Source organism: Kurthia sp. YJT4 (genome assembly GCF_030219945.1).
Taxonomy (GTDB): Bacteria; Bacillota; Bacilli; order Bacillales_A; family Planococcaceae; genus Kurthia; species Kurthia gibsonii.
The window spans coordinates 305646-325479 of the sequence record NZ_CP126689.1 but is presented as its reverse complement, the minus strand read 5'-3'; the positions used below and the strand labels follow the sequence as shown (position 1 = coordinate 325479).

Sequence of the window (19834 nt, the reverse complement as noted above, 5' to 3'; positions counted from 1 at the left end):
TTTAAGGAAAGTTTTTTGTGCGATTTACACAGTTTCTTCTATTTCATCCTCTTTTTCTGTCGGAGGTGGTGTATGTTCACCGAAAACAGAACGCTCAAGAATTTCTGCTACATCATATGTGCCAACTGATTCTTCCACTTCTTTCGCTTTCGTACCATCCGATAACATCGTTAAGCAATATGGACAGCCTGCTGAAATCATCGAAGGTCCAACTGCCAATGCTTGTTCTGTTCTCGCAACATTGATGCGATTTCCTACATGTTCTTCCATCCACATGAGACCGCCACCTGCGCCACAGCACATCGCGTTTTCACGATTACGTTCCATCTCCAGTAATGTCACACCTGGAATGGCTTTTAAAATGTCACGTGGTGCATCGTACACTTCGTTGTAACGCCCTAAATAACATGAATCATGGAAGGTGATTTTTTCATTCACTTCATATTGTGGAACAATTTTCTTCTCTTTCACTAATTTCGCTAGTAGCTCTGTATGGTGATACACTTCACCTGACCAACCGAAATCACTGTATTCATTTTTGAAGATATTATAAGCATGCGGATCAATCGTAATGATTTTTGTAACGCCTGCTTTTTCAAATTCTTTAATATTTGCTTCTGCTAATTCTTGGAATAAGAATTCATTTCCTAGACGACGCGGTGTGTCACCTGAGTTTTTCTCTTTATTACCAAGAATCGCAAATGGAATGCTTGCTTCATTTAATAAGTGAGCAAAAGATAATGCAATTTTTTGTGAGCGACTATCGAATGAACCCATTGAACCAACCCATAATAAATATTCGAATTCTTCGCCTGCTTTTTGTGCTTCTTTTACGGTTGGAATGTGTAATTCTGGGCGTTGGTCGCGCCAGTTTTCTTTCTCTTTACGATTTAGCCCCCATGGATTTCCTTGACGTTCGATATTTGACATCGCGCGTTGTGCATCTGGGTTGACCTTCCCTTCTGTCATCGTTAAATAACGACGAAGGTCGATAATTTTTTCTACGTGTTCATTCATTACAGGGCATTGATCTTCACAGTTACGACATGTTGTACATGCCCAAATTTCTTCTTCTGTGATGACATCCCCAATTAATGATGGGTTATAAATATCTTCTACTACTGCTCCTTCTACTCCACCTGCCATCGCCAATTGATTTCCTTTTGACTGGTTGAATAGGAAGCTTGGAACCCACGGTCTTTGAGATGTTTGAACAGCACCTTTATTCGTTAAGTGGTCACGTAGTTTCAACATTAAGTCCATTGGTGACAGCATTTTTCCTGTACCACTTGCAGGACACATATTTGTACAACGACCACATTCTACACAAGCATATAAATCAACTAATTGTAGTTGTGTAAAATCTTCAATTTTTCCTACACCGAATGTAGGCATCTCTTCTTCATCTTCTGATTCCTCATCCATATTGAAGTCAATTGGTGTTAATTTACCAACAGGACCTAGACGGTTGAGATATACGTTGACTGGACCAACAATTAGATGCGCATGTTTTGATTGTGGAATATACACTAAGAAAATGAGTAAGAATAGTAAGTGAACCCACCACATCGCATAGAAACCAGCTGCTGCTGCAACAGGTGAGAAGAAACTAAAGATTGTAGCGACTCCAGATGCGACTGGCTCTGACCATGTTGTGTCTTCTCCGTTCCAAATTAACCCCATACCATTACCCACTAATACAGAAATCATTAGGCCACCGATGAAGATTAATACTAAGCCTGATTTGAAGTTACGTTTTAAACGGACAAGCTTCTCAACATAACGACGATAGAATGCCCAAACGACTGCAACTAAAATTAAAAGCGCTACAATTTCTTGGAAGAATGTGAAATATGGATAGAGTGGTCCAAGCGGCAAATGTGAGCCTGGTTTTAATCCCTTCCAAATGAAGTCGATTGCGCCAAGTTGTACTAAGATGAAGCCATAGAAGAACATGACGTGCATAATACCGCTTTTCTTATCCTTCAATAACTTTTTTTGACCAAAAACCATCACCCAGATTTTATGTAATCGAGCTTTTACGTTCTGATCAAATTCTGTTTTCTTACCGAGCTTAATGAAATCGTATCTTGTTTTTAAAAGATAGCTAAATAGGTACACTGCATAAAGAACAACTACTAAAAAGAGTACCCAGTTTAAAACGAGTAGACCATTCATTGTACTTCCCCCCCTGTGATAACCTATTATTTCCCCTTTGTTACCACCTTTTTCATATATTTGAAACGATATATATACTTCTATTGTAGGTTATGAATGGATATTCAGTCAACAAATTTCATGCATTATGCTGTTTTTAATCGCAAATATGCTCGTAAATGCTGATTTTATTTAAAAATAAAAATAAGAAAAGACATTAGAATTCTCACTTCTAATACCTTTTCTATACTTATATTATTTCAGTCTATGTAAGTCATGTTGTAAAATTTTTGAAATATTTGCTACTTGTTCGGCTGTTACGCCAATCAAAACCATCGTTGAAGGTCCTGCTGACGCAGTGGAGTCGTAGGGTACATTTTCTACATCTACCACATCGATTAACTCCAGTTGCTCTAGCTCTTTTTGCAAGCCTTTCGAACCAAGAGGAATCACTTGTGTAATGTGCTGATTTTTCAGCGCTTCTACAATAACTTGGAGATTGGCAACTTGATGAACGTTTTGTAATAGCTGTTCGCCAACAAGTGGTCGACCGTATGTAAACCAATGGAGTTCAGATAGATTGGGAAGTGGTCGCTGCTTTTCACCAAGCATCGTAATGCCAAATCCAGACTGTAGAGTTGGCATGTTCGTTTCGGTACTTCCACTAATCGCTGGAACAGGTATTTGCACTTCTTCAAAAACGCGATTGATTCCCGTAATATACTTGCCCCATGCTTCTTCACTCGTAAAGTTTAACAAGATGATTTCTTTTGGAATAGCCTGATTCGCTAATTGTTCAAGTAATGTAACGCGTGTAGAGTAGTAACTCGTAACATCATCTGGCACATGAACGACATCTAATTCTTTTTCGCCGATTGCGCCAGAATTATCACTTGTAATTACTAAATTCCCAATCTGTCTTGCATTCCTCATGAAACTTCCACACCTGTTCGAACGAATGCTTTTTTAAGTAGTGGCAAGAGTATTAAACCAACTACAACATTAATTAATGTCGCGACTAAAATGCCTGGTGCTACTGCAAAATACATCGCTGGTGATAATAAGAAGTAGAATGGGAGTGGTGAGAGTACACCATTTGATAAAATAATCCATGCCCATGCTAACTTCTTCATTCCTTTACGATAAATAATGGCTGCTACACCCACAACAACTGCCATCTCAAGGGCAATGAAGATATGAAATGGTAATGTTAACGGGAAACCTGAAGATAAAGCTGTAGCCATATGTCCAAGTGCTCCCGCTGCTGCTGCAAGTGGTGCTGGAATAAATGCAATACTAATGAACGCTGGAACTGAATCCAATGCTGGTGTCCCCGGCGGTACAGGAATTTTAATAAAAGAACCAATTACGGAAAGTGCGACAAACATTGCAGTTAAAACTAAAAATCTAGTCTTTTTCACGTTTGTCACTTCCCTTCTTGGCGCGACCTCCGTCCTTAAATACTTTCGCACTTCTTGCGTATTCAACATCTGGTACATTTAGACGTGAATTGACAACGCGCGCTACAGCGAATAAGTAATCTGATAAACGATTTAAATAACGCTGTACAACAAGAGGTACATCTCCTTCTTCTGATTGTTTTAATAATGTCACCATTTGACGTTCTGCACGTCGTGTAATCGTACGTGCGATGTGTAAAGTCGCTGCTGCTGGTGCGCCCCCTGGTAAGATGAATTTCTCTAATAATGGAGGTTCGTCCATTAAAATATCAATTCGCTGTTCCATTACTTCGATTGGTTCATCTGTCATTTTGTAATGACGTTCTTTCATTACGTTTGCTAAATCACCACCGCAATCAAATAATTCATTTTGAATATTTTCTAAATCTTGTAATACATCTTCAAATAATGCTGGATCTAATTCTGATACAGCCTTACCAATAAATGAATTTAATTCATCAATCGTTCCATAAACTTCTACGCGCGCATCATCTTTATCAACGCGTCCTCCAATTAAGCTTGTTTTACCTTTATCACCTGTACGTGTATATAAATTCATTGTGCCATCCTTCTTTCTATTTAATCTTTTGTGGAATTCCATACCAAATCCGTGTAATTGTTTGACTTTCTGCAAATAAAAGTTGATACAATCTACCTAAAACATCGCGTAATTTTCTTTTTTCAGAAACAATTGGAACGATACCTCTACCAATGTCTTCTATAATGACATAGATTGATTTGTATTTAAAACCATTTTTTACAATTTTGTTAAAAAAAGTTTCCGCTACTTCTTTTTCAGGTTCATTTAGAAAAGGTTCAATTTGCTTCTCTAAGTCAGTAATAACAAGTATTTCAGCATGTTCATTTTCTATATTACTGTGTTGTAAATCATTACACCATTCAACTGTTTGCGTTTTTAATTGTTCCGTTACATATTTTCTTTTTCCGTTATATGCGCCACCGATAATGATATGCATCGCTTTCCCTCCTTAAAATCTTGAAATGACGTAAAAGTGAGTTCGTACATTTCATCATGTGAAATCGACCAATCCCAAAATACGGTCGGTGTCGGCGCATATTTCATAAGGAGAATACGAATCGTGCCACCATGTAACACCATCGCACATTTCTCTGCTTCAGTTATTTCAGAGATGCCCATTTCTACACGCTGTTGAAATTGCTGAAAGCTCTCTCCATTCGGCGGTGCGACTTGAAGCGGGTCATCAATCCATGCGCGATATACTTCATCTTCTTTTAAATCTTCATACGTTTTCATTTCAAAATCACCGAAATTCGTTTCGCGAAAAGCAGGAATCCTATGAAAAGTGGCATGTGGATAATACTGCTTGGCTGTTTGTTCACAGCGCTTTAAATCACTACCGTAGACGATTTGTACAGTTGAATCAATGATTGGAAGCTCACTCTCTATAATCCCTTCATCCGTCCACCCCACATATTTTCTCTCTACATTCCCCTGTGTTTTCGCATGGCGCACTAATGTAAGAGTAAAAGTAGAATCCATAACATCAACTCCATTCCTTCGATGAAAGCACCGTATAAGTCACCTGAACTACCGCCAAAATGTTTGATTGTCCAACTACGATAGAGACGTGACATGCCTAATACAAAAAGGACAAACACAGCGATAATTAACCATGCCTGTGTAAATATTCCGACAAGAATTGCTACGACTAATAAACTACCAAAAATCGTATAAATAAACGGCTTCATTAAAATATGTGACTTAAAAAAGGCGCCCAGTCCTGTTTCTTTATTTGTCGGTGTTTGAACGAGGTAGTATGCCATTCCTAAGCGTGCTAAAAAGGGAATAAATAAAAACCAATAGATAGAGATGGCATCTGTCGCAACGAGTTGTGCAAAAAATAAAACTTTAGCTGCTAAGAAAATCACGAGTGACATCGCACCAAAAGCACCGATACGTGGATCGTCTAAAATCGCATGACGTTTTTCTCGGTCACGATATGAAAAATACGCATCACTCATATCCACAAAACCATCTAAATGTAGTCCCCCTGTTAAAATCAAACCCGTTAAAATGACTAAAAACGCGATTAATAGAGACGACCAATTCGTATAATGCATCAGCAGTTGATAGACACCGTACATGATTGCACCCATACATGCGCCGACAAAAGGAAGCATACTAAACATCATTGTCACATGACGTTTTGTCATCGGAAGTTCCTTATTGACGGGAATGACCGAAAAGAACTGAACTGCGAGTAAAAAACCTGTCATTTACTTTCCTCCTTTCCAGTAGTGAGGAATACCATAATCCATCTCGATTGCTACGGCACAAAAAGAGACAAGCCATTGATGAAACAGACCGATTTGCTTTCGATAAAATTCCACTTCTTCACTCTCATATTTACTCTCATCAAGCACTTCATTCGATACAATGAAAAATGGAATGTGCTGTTCGTTCAAATGACGACACCATGCTTTCGCTTCTTCTACTCGCTGTTGAAAACGCTCTGCATGTTGCCACTGCATAGATTTGTCGTCCAACTGTACATACATCTCATTCGTCAGCCATGTCGTGACACAATCCCATAGCACAACTGCATCTTTTGGAATTCGATTTACGAGTGTCGCAAAATGCGTCGGCTGTTCAATGGTCGTCCACTTTAGTGATGTTCGGTCTGCTTGATGCCATGCAATGCGCTGCTTCATCTCATCATCGAATGCAACACCCGAAGCAATATAATACATCTTGCGATTCGTCTGTTGTGCAGTTTGTCGAACAAGTTGTTCTGCAAATGCACTTTTACCACTTCGAACGCCACCTGTTATAAAATGGCTGTTTGTTGAAACCACCACGTCATCTCCTGTTCTACGATTTTCATTTCCTCAGCTGTTTTCAAACCCATGCGAAGCCACTCACCTTGTAGTACGCGATAATTTTCAGTATGACGGAATACGATGCCCTTTTCTAAAAAGTAGCGATAAAACTGCTTGGTGTGCTGTGGATTTGGTAATTGAAAACAGAGATAGTTCGTCTGACTATTAGCAACGACACAACCTTGATTTCTTAAGTATTGACGCCAATTTTCACGCTGTTCAATTGTAGTGTCGATTGTCTGCTTACGATATTCTTCCTCTTGCAAACACTGTGTTCCAATCGTTGCGGCTAAGCTATTCACATGCCAATGTGCTGCATAAGAGGCTAATTTTTGAATCAATTGTGGCTGCGCAATCAGATAGCCCAATCGAATACCTGCTAATCCGTACATTTTCGTCATCGAACGCACAATGATGGTATGCAAAAATTGCTCGCTGCATGGAATCATCGTTGGCTCTGGTTCTAACCAATCCATAAATGCTTCGTCTAAAATGACGTAGCAGTTGAATTGTTCTCCCCATTCCATAATCGTCTGAAGCTGTTCTTGTGGTGGTAATACACCTGTTGGATTATTCGGTGTACAGAGATAGATTGCCTTCGCCTGCTTCATCTCTTGTTGAATTTGTTCCATTGGTAAAGACCATGTACATACATCTTCAACCTCTACATGAATCAATTGTGCTTCATGAACGGATAAAGTTGCTTCATACTCTGAAAAGGTTGGATGAACAAGAATGACACGTTGTTTCGCTAAAAACATTGCTAAAAAAGTAAATAGCTCAGCTGCACCATTACCTACAAGTACACATTCTTTTGATATGTGATGCTTGTTCGCTATCGCACTTAAAAAAGGTTCTCCCTGTGGATCCGGATACTTCTCTATTCCTTGGACATATTTAGTCCATGAATTTCGGATAGATTGTGGGATCCCCGCTACATTCACATTTTCACTTAAATCAATCATGTGTTCAGGTTGTGGGATCCCAAGTTGTTGAAATAGTTTATGTGGATTAGCTCCATGACTGGGTAGCATAGTAGATGACACCTCCTAAAATCGAACAAAGTAGCCAAAAGTAGATACTCGCTTGCTGCATTTGTCGAATCGTTTTTTGAATATCTTGTGCTTGTAATGATTTCGTTGGTTGCCCCATCTCTGCACGATGTGAGGCAACACCTTCATAGTAGTTTAGGCCACCTAGTTGAATACCAAATTGATATGCAGTTGCCGCCTCTAAATAACCACTATTCGGACTTGGGTGCTTTTTCGCATCTTGTAGCCATGCTTGTAGTCGCTCGCGATATGTATAACTCGTTTCATTATTTGTACAAGTGACGATGAGAAATCCTGTGATCCGGCTTGGTAGCCAATTGACAATGTCATCTAACTTCGCAGAACAATAGCCAAACTGCGCAAATCGTTCATTTTGATAGCCTACCATTGAGTCGAGTGTATTAATCGCTTTATACACCCACATTCCTGTCGCTCCAAATAAAAATCCATAAAACAGCGGGGCTGTAATCCCGTCACTCGTATTTTCAGATACCGTTTCAATCACACCACGCGTAATATTCGCTTCATCTAAATGTTCTGTATCACGACCAACAATCCACGATAACTTTTTACGTGCTTCTTGTAAATCACCTGAAACAAGTGGGGTATAAACATCGAGTGCTGCTTGTTTTAATGACTTTTGCGCTAATGCAATTGTCATGAATACGGTTTGAACGATTAGATAGACACCCCAGTGAATTTGATACGCTACATAGCTAAGAGCAAATACAATACTTCCGGTTAATAAGAGTGTGGAGAGTGTTAGCATGAAGCCTTCTGCGATGCGCTGTTTCCCATGATTCCACTTTTTCGTCGCAAAGGAAATCCAATTCCCAATCCAGATAATCGGATGGGGAAGTTTAGGTGGGTCGCCAATTAGACGATCCAACCAGAATGCTAGTGTACACGAAATTATATGTAAAACGATTATCATTCCATCATCCCCTTTGCACGCTTGTAATCGTGTAAAGCATCTACAACCGTTTCATATACGCCTCTTCCTAAAATACGACCAACTGGCGTAACGGTCCCTGCATAGTTTTGAGTTGTTCCTTGTTGTGTTGCCCCAATTAGAATGCTATCTGTTGATGTACCTGTTGCAATGGTATTCGATATACGGTCTGCAATTTTTTCATCTGCGAGTGCTTTTACCTTTGCTTCTGTAGCGGTCATCATCGCTTGTACAAAAGCTTCCTCTGTCAATGTCGCATCAATGAACGCCCAAATATTAATCGTCCCTACTTCGTAAAAAGGTTTTCTTAAATAGGATTTTGACACATCTACTGCATTACCGACACCAGCTGTCACCATAATAACCACATGAATACCATCTGCTTCAAATTCTCGAATGATGGCATATCTAGCTGCTACTGCTGTCATCATCGCAACTGTTTGATTGGGTTGAAACCCCTGTTTTTCAATGTATTCTTTCATTTCTGTATGGGCATCTTCACACATATAAGTTGCGTCTACTGCACGATTGATACATGTGTTATACCAACCGAATCCTGCATTATGTAAAGCGGATGAGAGAATTTTCAACGGGCGATTCGATTCGAACACAACATAAGAGGGGCGAATCTGAATCTGTTCTTTTGAAATGGTCATAAAATAAGTCGTTCCTCTCTCAATATATTGCTTGAAAAATCAAATAATTTTAAATCTCTTTTAAATTATATGCTAAAAAAGTGTGCAAAACAAAAGACCTTTTTCACTTTTATATAAAAAGAAGTTTTATATTCGGATTTTCGAATGATGATGTTTCCCTTTCGCGCGTGGATTTGTCCCTTTCGATGGCGGCTTTTCCCTTTCGCGCGCGGATTTGTCCCTTCCGATGGCGGCGTTTCCCTTTCGCGCGCGGATTTGTCCCTTTCGATGGCGATGTTTCCCTTTCGCGCGCGGATTTGTCCCTTTCGATGGCGGCGATTCCCTTTCGCGCGCGAGTTTGTCCCTTTCGATGGCGATGATTCCCTTTCGCGCGGCATTTTGTCCCTTTCGATGGCGGCGATTCCCTTTCGCGTGCGAGTTTGTCCCTTTCAAATACCAAGATTCCCTTTCGCGCGCGGTTTTTTCCCTTTCAACGCCGGCGATTCCCTTTCGCGCGTGGATTTGTCCCTTTCGATGGCGATGATTCCCTTTCGCGCGCGGATTTGTCCCTTCCGATGGCGGCGATTCCCTTTCGCGCGCGGATTTGTCCCTTTCGATGGCAGTGATTCCCTTTCGCGCGTGGATTTGTCCCTTTCGATGGCGGCGATTCCCTTTCGCGCGTGGATTTTTTCCTTTCGATGGCGGCGTTTCCCTTTCGCGCGTGCTTTTTTCCCTTTCAAATACAAAAAAAGAACCGCATCATCGCGGTTCTTTTTAACTTCATATCAAAGATTACATTTTTTCTGGTGCTGCTACGCCTACTAATTTTAATGCGTTTTTCAGTGTTTGTGCAACAGCTGTAATTAATGCAAGACGTGCTGCTGAGCGTTCTGGTTGGTCAGCATCTAATACCTTTTCAGCATTGTAGAAGCTGTGGAATGTTGCTGCTAACTCTTGAATGTAGTTTGTAATACGGTGTGGCGCGCGTGCTTTTGCTGCATCTGCTACTACTTGTGGGAAATCGCCCACTTTTTTCAGTACTTCGATATCTTTTTCAGTTGATAAAGTATCTAAACCATCTGTAGAAGGTTTAAAGCCTTTTTCTTCAGCTTGACGTAAGATTGAGCAAATACGTGCGTGTGCATATTGTGCATAGTACACAGGGTTTTCATTCGATTGTTTAATTGCTAAATCTAAATCGAAGTCTAAGTGTGTATCGCCAGCACGCATCGCAAAGTTGTAACGTACAGCATCTAAGCCTACTTCTTCTACTAATTCGCGTAATGTCACAGCGTTACCTGTACGTTTTGACATTTTTACTTTTTCACCGTTACGTAGTAAGTTGACCATTTGGATGACTTCTACTTCTAATTTATCGCGGTCATATCCAAGCGCTTCGATTGCAGCTTTCATACGTGGAATGTAACCGTGGTGGTCAGCGCCCCAAATATTGATTAACTGATCGAAACCACGTTGTAATTTATCTTCATGGTATGCGATATCTGGTGTTAAATATGTGTAAGAACCGTCTGATTTTACAAGAACGCGGTCTTTATCATCACCGAATGTTGTTGAACGGAACCAAGTTGCACCGTCTTCTTCAAATACGTGACCATTTTCTTTTAATTTATCGATTGCTACTTCTACTTTGCCATCTTGATAAAGTGACGTTTCAGAGAACCATACGTCGAAATCAACGCGGAAATCTTTTAAGTCTTTTTGTAGTTTACCAAACTCATGCTTTAAACCATGTGTACGGAAGAATTCATAGCGTTCTTCTGGTGATTTTTCTAAAATCTCTGGGCCGAATTCTTTTGATAATTCTTCTGCAATGATAATGATGTCTTTACCGTGATAACCATCTGCAGGCATCTCTGCTTCAAGACCTAATGCTTGGCGGTAACGTGCTTCAAGAGATGACGCTAATTTTGTAATTTGATTACCTGCATCGTTGATGTAGTATTCACGTGATACATCATAACCTGCAAAATCAAATACGTTACATAATGCGTCACCAACTGATGCACCGCGTGCGTGACCTAAGTGTAAGTCACCTGTTGGGTTTGCTGATACGAACTCTACTTGTACTTTCTGTGCATTACCAGCGTTTGAGCGACCGTATGCATCTCCTTGCTCTAAAACAGTTGGTACGACTTTTGTTAAGTAGTCTTTTGCTAATGTGATGTTGATGAAACCAGGACCTGCGATTTCAACTTTTTCAATGTTTGCTGATGCTTGATCTAAGTTTTCTACGATAGCTTCAGCGATTGCGCGTGGTGCTTTACGTGCGATTTTTGTTAATTGCATCGCAATGTTTGTTGCGTAGTCACCGTTTTCTTTATTTTTAGGTGTTTCTAAGTGAATATTTAATGCCTCTGGTTCTTCTACTAATTCTGCTTTTTTAATAGCGTTTAAAAAAGCCTCTTTGACCGCTTGTTGTGCTTGTTCTACTGCGTTCATTCTGTTCCCTCCGTATACGTAAGTTCTAATACATAATCACCGACAGATTCATCGCCTGCCAATAGCTCATAATGTACAAAAAATCGTCCACTATTTGAGCCATCTTCCGCTTCGTCGAATGCCATTTTCTTGGTTAAAGTCATGATAGGCATTGTTCCAAATGCTGCTTCATAGTGACCTCGTTGAAATGCGTGTAACGTAAATGGTAAACGCATCTTTATATCGCCATTGCGCATAATAATGGCATCGTTTTCGCCAAAGCGTAATGTCGTTTTCATCTTCTTGTCTTCAAGAATTTCTTCGTATCGTAAATACACCTGGTCACGCTTTCGCATGATTGTACCGGTTGACCACAGTTCAATCTTTTCGGGTTTTTGACCTTTATGCGTGATCGTTGTAATCAGTTTCAGCTTGACTGGTGCAGTTGGTGGTTGTGCCATACATCCACACCTCCGCTTTTTATTCTATAACCTTTTTATTATAGGTTATTTTCTCACTAGATTTCAAGGTATGAATCGTTGATTTCATTATGAATATACGAATTTCCAAATATTTATCAAATCGATTTTATTTTTTGGTTCGAAGTAATGCTATAATGGATACTAATTATTATATAATAGGGGTACGACAATGACTTTAGATATAATTATCAATCTTTCCGTAATGTTTACCTTCATCATTTTCTCGTATTTTGTCTTGGAATATTATCATGAGAAACGACCAGACTTTTCAGATTTACGCCCTTTCATTATCGGCGTTGTCGCGACAGGAATTTCATTAGTATTAATGCAAACAGCCATTAATTTTGAAAAAAATATTTTTGTTGATACACGTAATATTAGTATTTTAATTTCTGGATTATTGGGTGGACCTGCTGCTATTCTGCTATCTTCTATACTCGTTGGCTTCTTTCGTATGTTCTTTTTTGAAGTCAATCCAACAAGCTTTATGGCTGGTGGAACAACGATTGTACTTGGTTTTATTTTCTTCTTTTTATCATTTAAAAAACCAATTAATTATAAAAATAGCCATTTTTATTTAGCGATTCAAACGATTGTCACAGCGATTTTATTGTTTTTCTTAGAAGGTTATAAAAACCCATTATTCATTTCAATTATTTTTGTAATTATGAATGTAACAGGATTTTATTTAATTTACTTTGTTTTAAAATTATTTAAACGCCAATTTGAACGAATTCGTGTCATTGAAAAATTATCTGAAACAGATTACACAACAAATTTACCGAATAATCGTAAGTTTGATAATATGCTTGAACGTGCAATTAAAACTCAACAACCTTTTTCACTATTACTCATTGATATCGATCAATTTAAAATGCTAAACTTACGCTACGGTCATGAAGCAGGGGATGAATTATTACGTGAACTAGCAGAACGACTTAAAAGTTTTTCAAAAACACACCTTGCCTTTCCTGCACGTATTAGTGGAGAAGAATTTTCACTTCTGTGTTACGATGCTGCTCCTGCTGTTGGTGTTCATTACGCTACAGAACTTATGCTTATGATTCGAGATGAGCCTTTTATGATATCAAATGGTGAAAGTGTTCAACTGTCCGTATCTATTGGTGTAGCTTCTTACCCCGATAATGGCGAAACAGTGAAAGAATTAACAAATGCAGTAGATGAGGCGATGAATGCAGCAAGTGTACTCGGCCGCTCGCATGTTGTTCACTTGAATCAAGTTTGTCATGAAAAACAAAGTGCTTTTAAAAAACAAAATCTTTAACGAAACAACCCGTATGATGCTTAACTCATCATACGGGTTGTTTTACTTTTGTTCTTTTTTAGGAAATAGCATCGTTAGCAATACATATACAACCGTTAGCCCAATGATTAATAAAATGCCTTGCCATAGTTCAAGTTCTCCTTGCGTTTTAAATAAAACAACGAGAACCACAATAAAAAAGATGGCTCCTGTAATCGGATTCGGAATTTTCCCTTTTTTAGGTGCTGCCATAAAATCCCCCTCAATAAAAGAAAAGGGCTTCGTTCATACGGAGTCCGTTAGTTCCATAATCACGAAAGCCCTATTCATTTGAAATCGCTTAAGTATGATGAAGCAAATGGCTTGGGTTTTGGGTTCATCTGCCTCATCCTGCTCACTGCAATCTCATTCAATGTCTTAGCTTGCAAAAACAAGCCTTACATCAAGTGTACTTCCTTTCGAATGGATATACAACCATGTTATTTTGCCATATGCGATTATTCACATATTGTTCATTTAATTAGTTTTCAAATGGTAATGCTTCATGTAATGCAGGCTCTGAACGACTCCACATACCTTCATCAAAACCTTTTAAATAATCATGTAAAACACGTTTTGATTCTTCGTCCATATGATCGACAATAATATGACGTTTCATCGACTTATCCATTTTATTTACGTGGTCAGCTAAAATTTTATAACCGCGACGTTTTTCTTTGTTTACAACCATTTCACAAGCTGTTACACCTGCATAGTAGCCACCTTCTGGTTTTTGGTCAATTGTTACCCATACAAGCCAGTATGGTTTACCACCCTCTGAATCTTCACGATTCGTTGTAAATTTCACACCACGCTCTACTGCGCTTCGTGCGTGCATACCACCGATATCCACTTCTGCTGTCTTTTCTTGTACATCAATAAATAGTGGTGATACATTCTCTAATGAAAGCGAACCGATGCCAAATCCTTTATGACCGTCCGTTGGATTATTTTTAATAATCGTAAATTCCATTTTTTTCGTTTCTTTTTTTTCATTTTCCATTCGCTATCTGCCTCCGTTCTGTTATCATTACGAATATACACTATATTATACCGAAGGAGAATGATTTATGCCTATCGTAACAATTAAAATGATTGAAGGTCGCACAGACGAGCAAAAGCGTAACCTAGTAGAACAAGTAACAACAGCTGTTTCAGAAACAGTGAATGCACCAAAAGAGAACGTATCAATCATCATCGAAGAAATGAAGAAAGAACATTATGCAACAGGCGGCGTACGCGCATCTGATAAATAGTGTGAATAATCGGAAAGAGACTTTAGTATCCTTACTAGAGGCTCTTTTTATTTACCTCAATTGTTGCAATCGTTTTGTTATTTCATTAAATTCTTCATCTAACACCTCATATTGTGCATCTTTTGGTGTTAGAAAGCTTAACTTACCAAGCACTTCTTGTAGTCGTGTCTCCAGCTGCATACGTTCTTTTTCTATAGGTGTTTCTATGACAACTGTTGGTGTCACCATCCGTTGATTTTCGATGATTAACTTGCGTGTTGTTATTTTTTCAACAAAATACGAATCATGCGAAACAACGATTAACGTTCCATCGTACTCCTCTAGTACTTTTTCCAGTTGTTCACGCGATTCTAAATCAAGATGGTTCGTCGGTTCATCCAAGATGAGTACATTGTTTTCATCTAGAATGAGTTGCATCAGTTTGCATTTCACTCGTTCGCCCATGCTCATCAACGCAATTGGTTCATTCCATTGTTCATTTGTAAATCCAAGATGAATCATTAATGTTTGGACTAAACCACGTTGTTCAAATGTCGTTTGCTCAAATAGTTCACTTGGCGTACTTTCTTCAGGAAGGTCGAATACTTGTTGTGTGAGATAGCCAATCTTGGCAGCAGGTGAAAGCCAGATTTCACCTTCATAATGCTCTTTTCCAAGTAACATTTGTAAAAATGTTGTTTTTCCAGCACCATTTTTACCACTCAACGCAATACGTTCTCCGTAATTAATCGTTAAATTCACATCCTCTAAAACAACCTTCTTATCAAATGTTTTAGAAACATGTTTTAATTCGATTAAATGTTTACCTGTTGAATGTGTACTTTGAAATTCGAAATGAACTTGATGTTCTTTTTTAGGTTGGTCTAATTGATGTTTACGTAATTCTTTTTCTAATCTTTTTTGTTTGGACTTTACTTGCGCATCCATTCTTTTCGCTTTTACTCGGTAAAATTCTTTAGCGAATTCGTGTTTCGTCGAATCAGCATGTGCCTGTTCACTCCATGATGTAATCTTCGACATCTGTTGTTCGATGCGTACGATTTCTTGTTGCTGTTTTTCGTATTCTCTTTGTTGATGTAGTCGATTCGCTTCATATTGTGTACGATAAGCCTCGTAATTCCCCTTATAAGCTGTTACTTTTTTGTCTTCAATATGCCAAATTTCTGTAGCTACTTCATTTAAAAAAGTACGGTTATGTGATACAAAAATAACCGTTCCTCGATATTTTTTTAATTGTTTCTTTAAAAATTGGAGTGCTTCTTGATCTAAATGATTTGTCGGTTCATCTAGTAGTAATAATTGTGGTTTTTCAGCAAAAGCTTCTGCTAAACGGATTTTTAATTTTTCACCACCACTTAATAATGCGTAGGGACGTTCTGGGACTTGCCATATAGATGTTAACCCTCTTGGAATCTCTCGATTGAAATCTTCCTTTTCTTGCTCTACCAAAAAAGTAGACGCTTTTCGAAACCACTCAATGTGTCCAGTTGTTGGCTGAATTTGGTTGGCTAATAACTTTAACAATGTAGACTTTCCTGCTCCATTAATTCCTGTAATTCCTATACGAGCGCCTACTTTTACAGATACATTCATATCCGTCAAAATTTCTTCATATGAAAGATTGTGACATTTACATAATTCAGTCATGCTAAATTCCTCCTACTACAGAGGGACCTTTTATATTCTTCTATTAAAAAATCCCTCCAAAAATTTTTGGAAGGATTAGTCTAAAAAACATACCGAAAAAACGGGTTATTTTTATAAAATAAATGGAATGTGGACAGACTAATCCTATTTTTTATACAAAGTTTCTTTCACTTCGCGTGTAAAAAATAAGATTACTTCATCGGCCATCCTCATTCCTTTCGTTCAAGAATCTATCTAAAATATAGCATATTCAATTTATTAAAATCAATTATTTATGATTGCAGTTGTTGAATAAACTGGAAGGCAGCCTCAAATTCTTCTGTTGTAAAATGCAACTTTGCTTTAACCACATTCACCTTTTCAATTTGTTCTTCTGGTTGTAAATCATCAAAATAAAGTAGTGTCGCAACCAACTCTAAAAAGCGCGAACTTTTACCATTCATTTGCTGAACGATTTCGCTTAGGCGTGTATCATGTGTTTCTACAATCGTTGCAAACTCACGACCTTTTTCTGTCGGTGCATAACAATACTGCACATATGACCCCTTATCTTCTTTTCTCTCCGTCATAAAACCTAAGTTACATAATTCCTCCATACGCACCGTTAATTCTTCTGAATACGGTCCATAAATATGGAAGTTATACTTTTCTTGAAATGCGAAATCCATCTTCTTCGCAATAAAAATCATCTTTTGTAACTTCTTTCTCCCCGTAACTTCTCCAGCAAGCGACACAAACTGTACGATTTTCGCGTGATCTTGTAGCAATAGGAGTCTCCTTTCTAAGCGTGCATGATTTCAATAATTTTTTCATGTAATGGATGTTCTTCGTGTAGTAAATCTTTTGGATAATATAATTTATGATCTGTTCGACGTTTACCTGAGATTGCATCGACAATATCCGATGAACGTGATAATTCACTTAATTCTTTGTTTGGCATTTGAAGATAAATCGGTAGTCGTTCTCCTTCTTCACCCGGACGATAGAAGTCGTAAGGTAAGTCAGATGACGAGTCCATCACTAAATAATAGTTTGGATCAATTCCTGCTTGGTCAAATAGCTTTTCCAAGCGAATGAGCTTTTCCCAATCTTTTGATGGATCGACTTCTACGAATTTAAATAATTTTCGATTTAAAAAGCGTTGACTTAAGTCGCTTAAAATTGCATCTTCTTCACTCATCCAAAACTGGAAGTAAGCTAAAATAATACTTTCATCCATCGCAATATAGGCATCTAATTGGACATCATTTTCAAAAAAGCTATGGAAGTGCGCGATGTCATGCTTAAATGTATAGCCTGCATGATATAACTCTTTTGCACGTTCCAATGTCTTTCTCAAAATGACTTCTGCACTGCGTGATACTGGATGGAAGTACACTTGCCAATACATCTGATAACGACTCATAATATAGTCTTCAATTGCATGCATACCTGTTGATTTGATCACAATTTGATCGGGTTGAGGTCGCATGACACGTAAAATGCGTTCCATATCAAAATGACCGTAACTCACACCTGTAAAGTACGCATCGCGCTGTAAGTAATCCATTCGATCAGCATCAATTTGACTTGAAATAAGACTTACCACTTGTTTATTGTGATAGGTTTTTTCAATCACTTCAGATACTTTCTTTGGAAAGTCTTTTGAGACGCGACGAAGCACTTCATTAACTTCTGTATTCCCTAAAATGATGGCACGTGTAAAATATTCATGATCTAAATCGAAAACATGTTCAAAAGCATGCGAAAAAGGACCATGGCCTAAATCGTGTAGTAAACCTGCACAAAGAGCTACAAGACGTTCCCGTTTATTCCACTCAGGACGATTAGCAAAAACATCATCGACCATGCGACGAATGATTTCGTAAACACCGAGCGAATGGCTAAAGCGACTATGTTCTGCCCCGTGGAATACTAAATACGTCGTACCGAGTTGTCGAATACGGCGTAAGCGTTGAAATTCTTTCGTTGCGATTAAATCCCAAATCACTTGGTCTTGCACATGTATGTAGCGATGAACAGGGTCTTTAAATACTTTTTCTTCTGCTAACTTTTGTGTTGCGTATGCCATTTTACACCTCCAACATTTCTTTCCTTTATTGTATCGAATTTGAAAACGAACACCAACTATTTCGAGAGAAAAGGAGAAATCACATGAAGCGCGATTTCTCCTTTTTCTATCCTTCGTGCATTAAACACGCAATTTATGATTCTTTCATGTCTTCTGGTTCTACAAAACCTTCTGGTAATCTTTTTTGTGATTTTAACTTTTTGATTACCTTTGGAATTAACTCATCTTCCGTATGCGCAGCGCATGGACGATTATTAACAAAGGTAAAAGTTTTTCGTAAACCAGGACCACAATAAGAATGGCATTTGATATCGATTTCTGCATCAGGATCGATTGCTTTCAACTTCGGAATTAATGTCTTGAGATTCACTGCTTGACATTCGTCACAAACTCGAAATTCGTTTGCCATAGTGCCGACAGTCCCTTCTTATTTCAAAATTTCACTATCGCTAAGTGTATCGACTTTTCACAAAAGAATCAACCGTCATTTCTTGCCAACATCTTCTGATTACGCTCAAATACGCGCTGTAAATAGAATTGATAATGTTCTAATTCTTCGGCTTGTAAGCCACCCATTAACAGTTGTTCCGACTTTTCATAAAGTAGTTGCTGTAGATTTTGAACAGTTTGTGAAACTGTTAATTCTTCCTCTAATAATTCAGATAAGGAAGCCATGACTTCTGGTTTCACTTCTGGATATTGAAATTTTGTTGGTTCATGTTGTAAAGCGACTTCGTAAAATGAACGAATAAGTTTTGCGCGCTCTGAGCCACTTCCTTCAATTGATAAATAAATTTGCACCGCAATTCCTTGACGTAAACGACGTTGTGAAATACCTGCAAACTTTTTACCGTCAATACTCAAATCATATGTACCCGGACAATATGAACCGACAATTTCATATGCTTCGATACGTTCGGCTGCTTGTGGGAATAACGCCCGAATAAGCGACACCATCACTTCGTAAGCTGTATTAATATCGATTTTTTCGTTTTCTTCTGATAGCACAATCGAAATATTAAGAACACCTGGATCAAGTACAACTGCCAGTCCACCAGAATTTCGCACAATCGGTTTATATCCTTTTTCCTCTAACAAATCCATTCCAGCTTGTACAAACGGAAGTCGATGATCTTGAATACCGAGAACAACGGAAGCATCATGTACCCATGTACGAATCGTCGGAGCACTCATTCCTTGCCCAACTAGGTGACAGAGCGTATCATCCGCCGCAAATGATTCAAGTGGTGATTGTGTTAAGCCACTTGTTGATTGATCCCATAAACGCCAAACAGGTTGCGTTAAATAATCTTTCATATACGTAACTCCTACATCTTTTTTTCTTACAGTTTAACATAGATTGAAAAACGACGAAAAAGGAGTGAAAAGTGGTTTTCGCAAAAATCTAGTTTTTCATTTTTCTGCGTGGCGAATTGGTGAACGCAAGTAAAGTAGGACGAATATTCAGTTTAAAAATGGTATAATACGTTTGAATAAGCCTTAGAAGGAGTGTTTTAA

At 38.4% G+C, this 19834-nt stretch carries 23 protein-coding genes; 2 read left to right on the top strand and 21 right to left on the bottom strand.

Annotated features, from left to right (window positions below; translation table 11 throughout):
- Positions 1-24: 24 nt before the first annotated feature.
- From QN089_RS01655 to QN089_RS01590, 14 genes are all read right to left on the bottom strand, one after another.
- Positions 25-2178 carry a heterodisulfide reductase-related iron-sulfur binding cluster gene (locus QN089_RS01655; protein ID WP_285215807.1) on the bottom strand — a complete coding sequence of 718 codons (2154 nt, stop codon included), beginning with the start codon at positions 2176-2178 and terminating at the stop codon, positions 25-27.
- A gap of 234 nt (positions 2179-2412) precedes the next feature.
- A complete protein-coding gene (locus QN089_RS01650) occupies positions 2413-3090 on the bottom strand; it encodes a hypothetical protein (protein ID WP_285215806.1) in 678 nt (225 codons plus the stop codon).
- The gene (locus QN089_RS01645) at positions 3087-3578 is read right to left on the bottom strand and encodes an ECF transporter S component (RefSeq protein WP_285215805.1); all 492 of its coding nucleotides are present in this window, start codon (positions 3576-3578) and stop codon (positions 3087-3089) included. Before QN089_RS01645 ends, QN089_RS01650 begins: the two co-directional genes overlap by 4 nt.
- On the bottom strand, positions 3565-4176 hold the full coding sequence (locus tag QN089_RS01640; protein WP_285215804.1) for a cob(I)yrinic acid a,c-diamide adenosyltransferase: 612 nt from the start codon (positions 4174-4176) through the stop codon (positions 3565-3567). Before QN089_RS01640 ends, QN089_RS01645 begins: the two co-directional genes overlap by 14 nt.
- Before the next feature lie 16 nt (positions 4177-4192).
- Positions 4193-4594 (bottom strand): bifunctional adenosylcobinamide kinase/adenosylcobinamide-phosphate guanylyltransferase, encoded by a 402-nt coding sequence (locus QN089_RS01635; protein ID WP_285215803.1) that lies wholly within the window; start codon positions 4592-4594, stop codon positions 4193-4195.
- Positions 4546-5139 (bottom strand): histidine phosphatase family protein, encoded by a 594-nt coding sequence (locus QN089_RS01630; RefSeq protein ID WP_285215802.1) that lies wholly within the window; start codon positions 5137-5139, stop codon positions 4546-4548. The genes QN089_RS01635 and QN089_RS01630 overlap by 49 nt, the downstream gene beginning before the upstream one ends.
- Positions 5112-5876, bottom strand: coding sequence for an adenosylcobinamide-GDP ribazoletransferase (cobS, locus tag QN089_RS01625; RefSeq protein WP_285215801.1), 765 nt, complete (start codon positions 5874-5876; stop codon positions 5112-5114). Before cobS ends, QN089_RS01630 begins: the two co-directional genes overlap by 28 nt.
- A complete protein-coding gene (locus QN089_RS01620; protein WP_285215800.1) occupies positions 5877-6455 on the bottom strand; it encodes a bifunctional adenosylcobinamide kinase/adenosylcobinamide-phosphate guanylyltransferase in 579 nt (192 codons plus the stop codon).
- The gene (locus QN089_RS01615; protein ID WP_285215799.1) at positions 6428-7513 is read right to left on the bottom strand and encodes a pyridoxal phosphate-dependent aminotransferase; all 1086 of its coding nucleotides are present in this window, start codon (positions 7511-7513) and stop codon (positions 6428-6430) included. The genes QN089_RS01620 and QN089_RS01615 overlap by 28 nt, the downstream gene beginning before the upstream one ends.
- A complete protein-coding gene (gene cbiB / locus QN089_RS01610; RefSeq protein WP_350310901.1) occupies positions 7491-8465 on the bottom strand; it encodes an adenosylcobinamide-phosphate synthase CbiB in 975 nt (324 codons plus the stop codon). The genes QN089_RS01615 and cbiB overlap by 23 nt, the downstream gene beginning before the upstream one ends.
- Entirely contained in the window at positions 8462-9139 is a 678-nt protein-coding gene (locus QN089_RS01605) for an adenosylcobinamide amidohydrolase (RefSeq protein ID WP_285215798.1), read from the bottom strand. Before QN089_RS01605 ends, cbiB begins: the two co-directional genes overlap by 4 nt.
- Positions 9140-9567: 428 nt before the next feature.
- Positions 9568-9864 carry a hypothetical protein gene (locus QN089_RS01600; protein WP_285215797.1) on the bottom strand — a complete coding sequence of 99 codons (297 nt, stop codon included), beginning with the start codon at positions 9862-9864 and terminating at the stop codon, positions 9568-9570.
- Positions 9865-9910: 46 nt separating this feature from the next.
- Positions 9911-11578, bottom strand: coding sequence for an arginine--tRNA ligase (argS, locus tag QN089_RS01595; protein ID WP_068456016.1), 1668 nt, complete (start codon positions 11576-11578; stop codon positions 9911-9913).
- The gene (locus QN089_RS01590) at positions 11575-12018 is read right to left on the bottom strand and encodes a YwiB family protein (RefSeq protein WP_285215796.1); all 444 of its coding nucleotides are present in this window, start codon (positions 12016-12018) and stop codon (positions 11575-11577) included. Before QN089_RS01590 ends, argS begins: the two co-directional genes overlap by 4 nt.
- Positions 12019-12208: 190 nt before the next feature.
- On the opposite strand from QN089_RS01590, the gene QN089_RS01585 reads away from it, so the two are divergent.
- Positions 12209-13324: a diguanylate cyclase gene (locus QN089_RS01585; RefSeq protein ID WP_285215795.1), complete on the top strand. Its 1116-nt coding sequence runs from the start codon at positions 12209-12211 to the stop codon at positions 13322-13324.
- Positions 13325-13366: 42 nt separating this feature from the next.
- Here QN089_RS01585 and QN089_RS01580 read toward each other — a convergent pair whose 3' ends face one another.
- Both QN089_RS01580 and QN089_RS01575 read right to left on the bottom strand, forming a co-directional pair.
- Positions 13367-13555, bottom strand: coding sequence for a hypothetical protein (locus QN089_RS01580; RefSeq protein ID WP_068456022.1), 189 nt, complete (start codon positions 13553-13555; stop codon positions 13367-13369).
- A gap of 268 nt (positions 13556-13823) precedes the next feature.
- The gene (locus QN089_RS01575; protein ID WP_141274925.1) at positions 13824-14345 is read right to left on the bottom strand and encodes a YwhD family protein; all 522 of its coding nucleotides are present in this window, start codon (positions 14343-14345) and stop codon (positions 13824-13826) included.
- A gap of 67 nt (positions 14346-14412) precedes the next feature.
- Between QN089_RS01575 and QN089_RS01570 the strand changes: the two genes are divergently transcribed.
- Positions 14413-14598: a 2-hydroxymuconate tautomerase gene (locus QN089_RS01570; RefSeq protein ID WP_068456025.1), complete on the top strand. Its 186-nt coding sequence runs from the start codon at positions 14413-14415 to the stop codon at positions 14596-14598.
- A 51-nt stretch (positions 14599-14649) separates the two neighbouring features.
- Here the strand turns inward: QN089_RS01570 and abc-f are convergent, their stop codons facing one another.
- From abc-f to lipL, 5 genes are all read right to left on the bottom strand, one after another.
- A complete protein-coding gene (abc-f, locus tag QN089_RS01565; RefSeq protein WP_285215794.1) occupies positions 14650-16245 on the bottom strand; it encodes a ribosomal protection-like ABC-F family protein in 1596 nt (531 codons plus the stop codon).
- A 272-nt stretch (positions 16246-16517) separates the two neighbouring features.
- Positions 16518-17012, bottom strand: coding sequence for a YwgA family protein (locus QN089_RS01560; RefSeq protein ID WP_068456033.1), 495 nt, complete (start codon positions 17010-17012; stop codon positions 16518-16520).
- Positions 17013-17026: 14 nt separating this feature from the next.
- On the bottom strand, positions 17027-18316 hold the full coding sequence (locus QN089_RS01555; RefSeq protein ID WP_285215793.1) for an HD domain-containing protein: 1290 nt from the start codon (positions 18314-18316) through the stop codon (positions 17027-17029).
- A gap of 133 nt (positions 18317-18449) precedes the next feature.
- Entirely contained in the window at positions 18450-18725 is a 276-nt protein-coding gene (locus QN089_RS01550; protein WP_068456039.1) for a YuzB family protein, read from the bottom strand.
- Between the two features lie 68 nt (positions 18726-18793).
- A complete protein-coding gene (gene lipL, locus QN089_RS01545) occupies positions 18794-19633 on the bottom strand; it encodes an octanoyl-[GcvH]:protein N-octanoyltransferase (RefSeq protein ID WP_068456042.1) in 840 nt (279 codons plus the stop codon).
- Between the last annotated feature and the right edge of the window lie 201 nt (positions 19634-19834).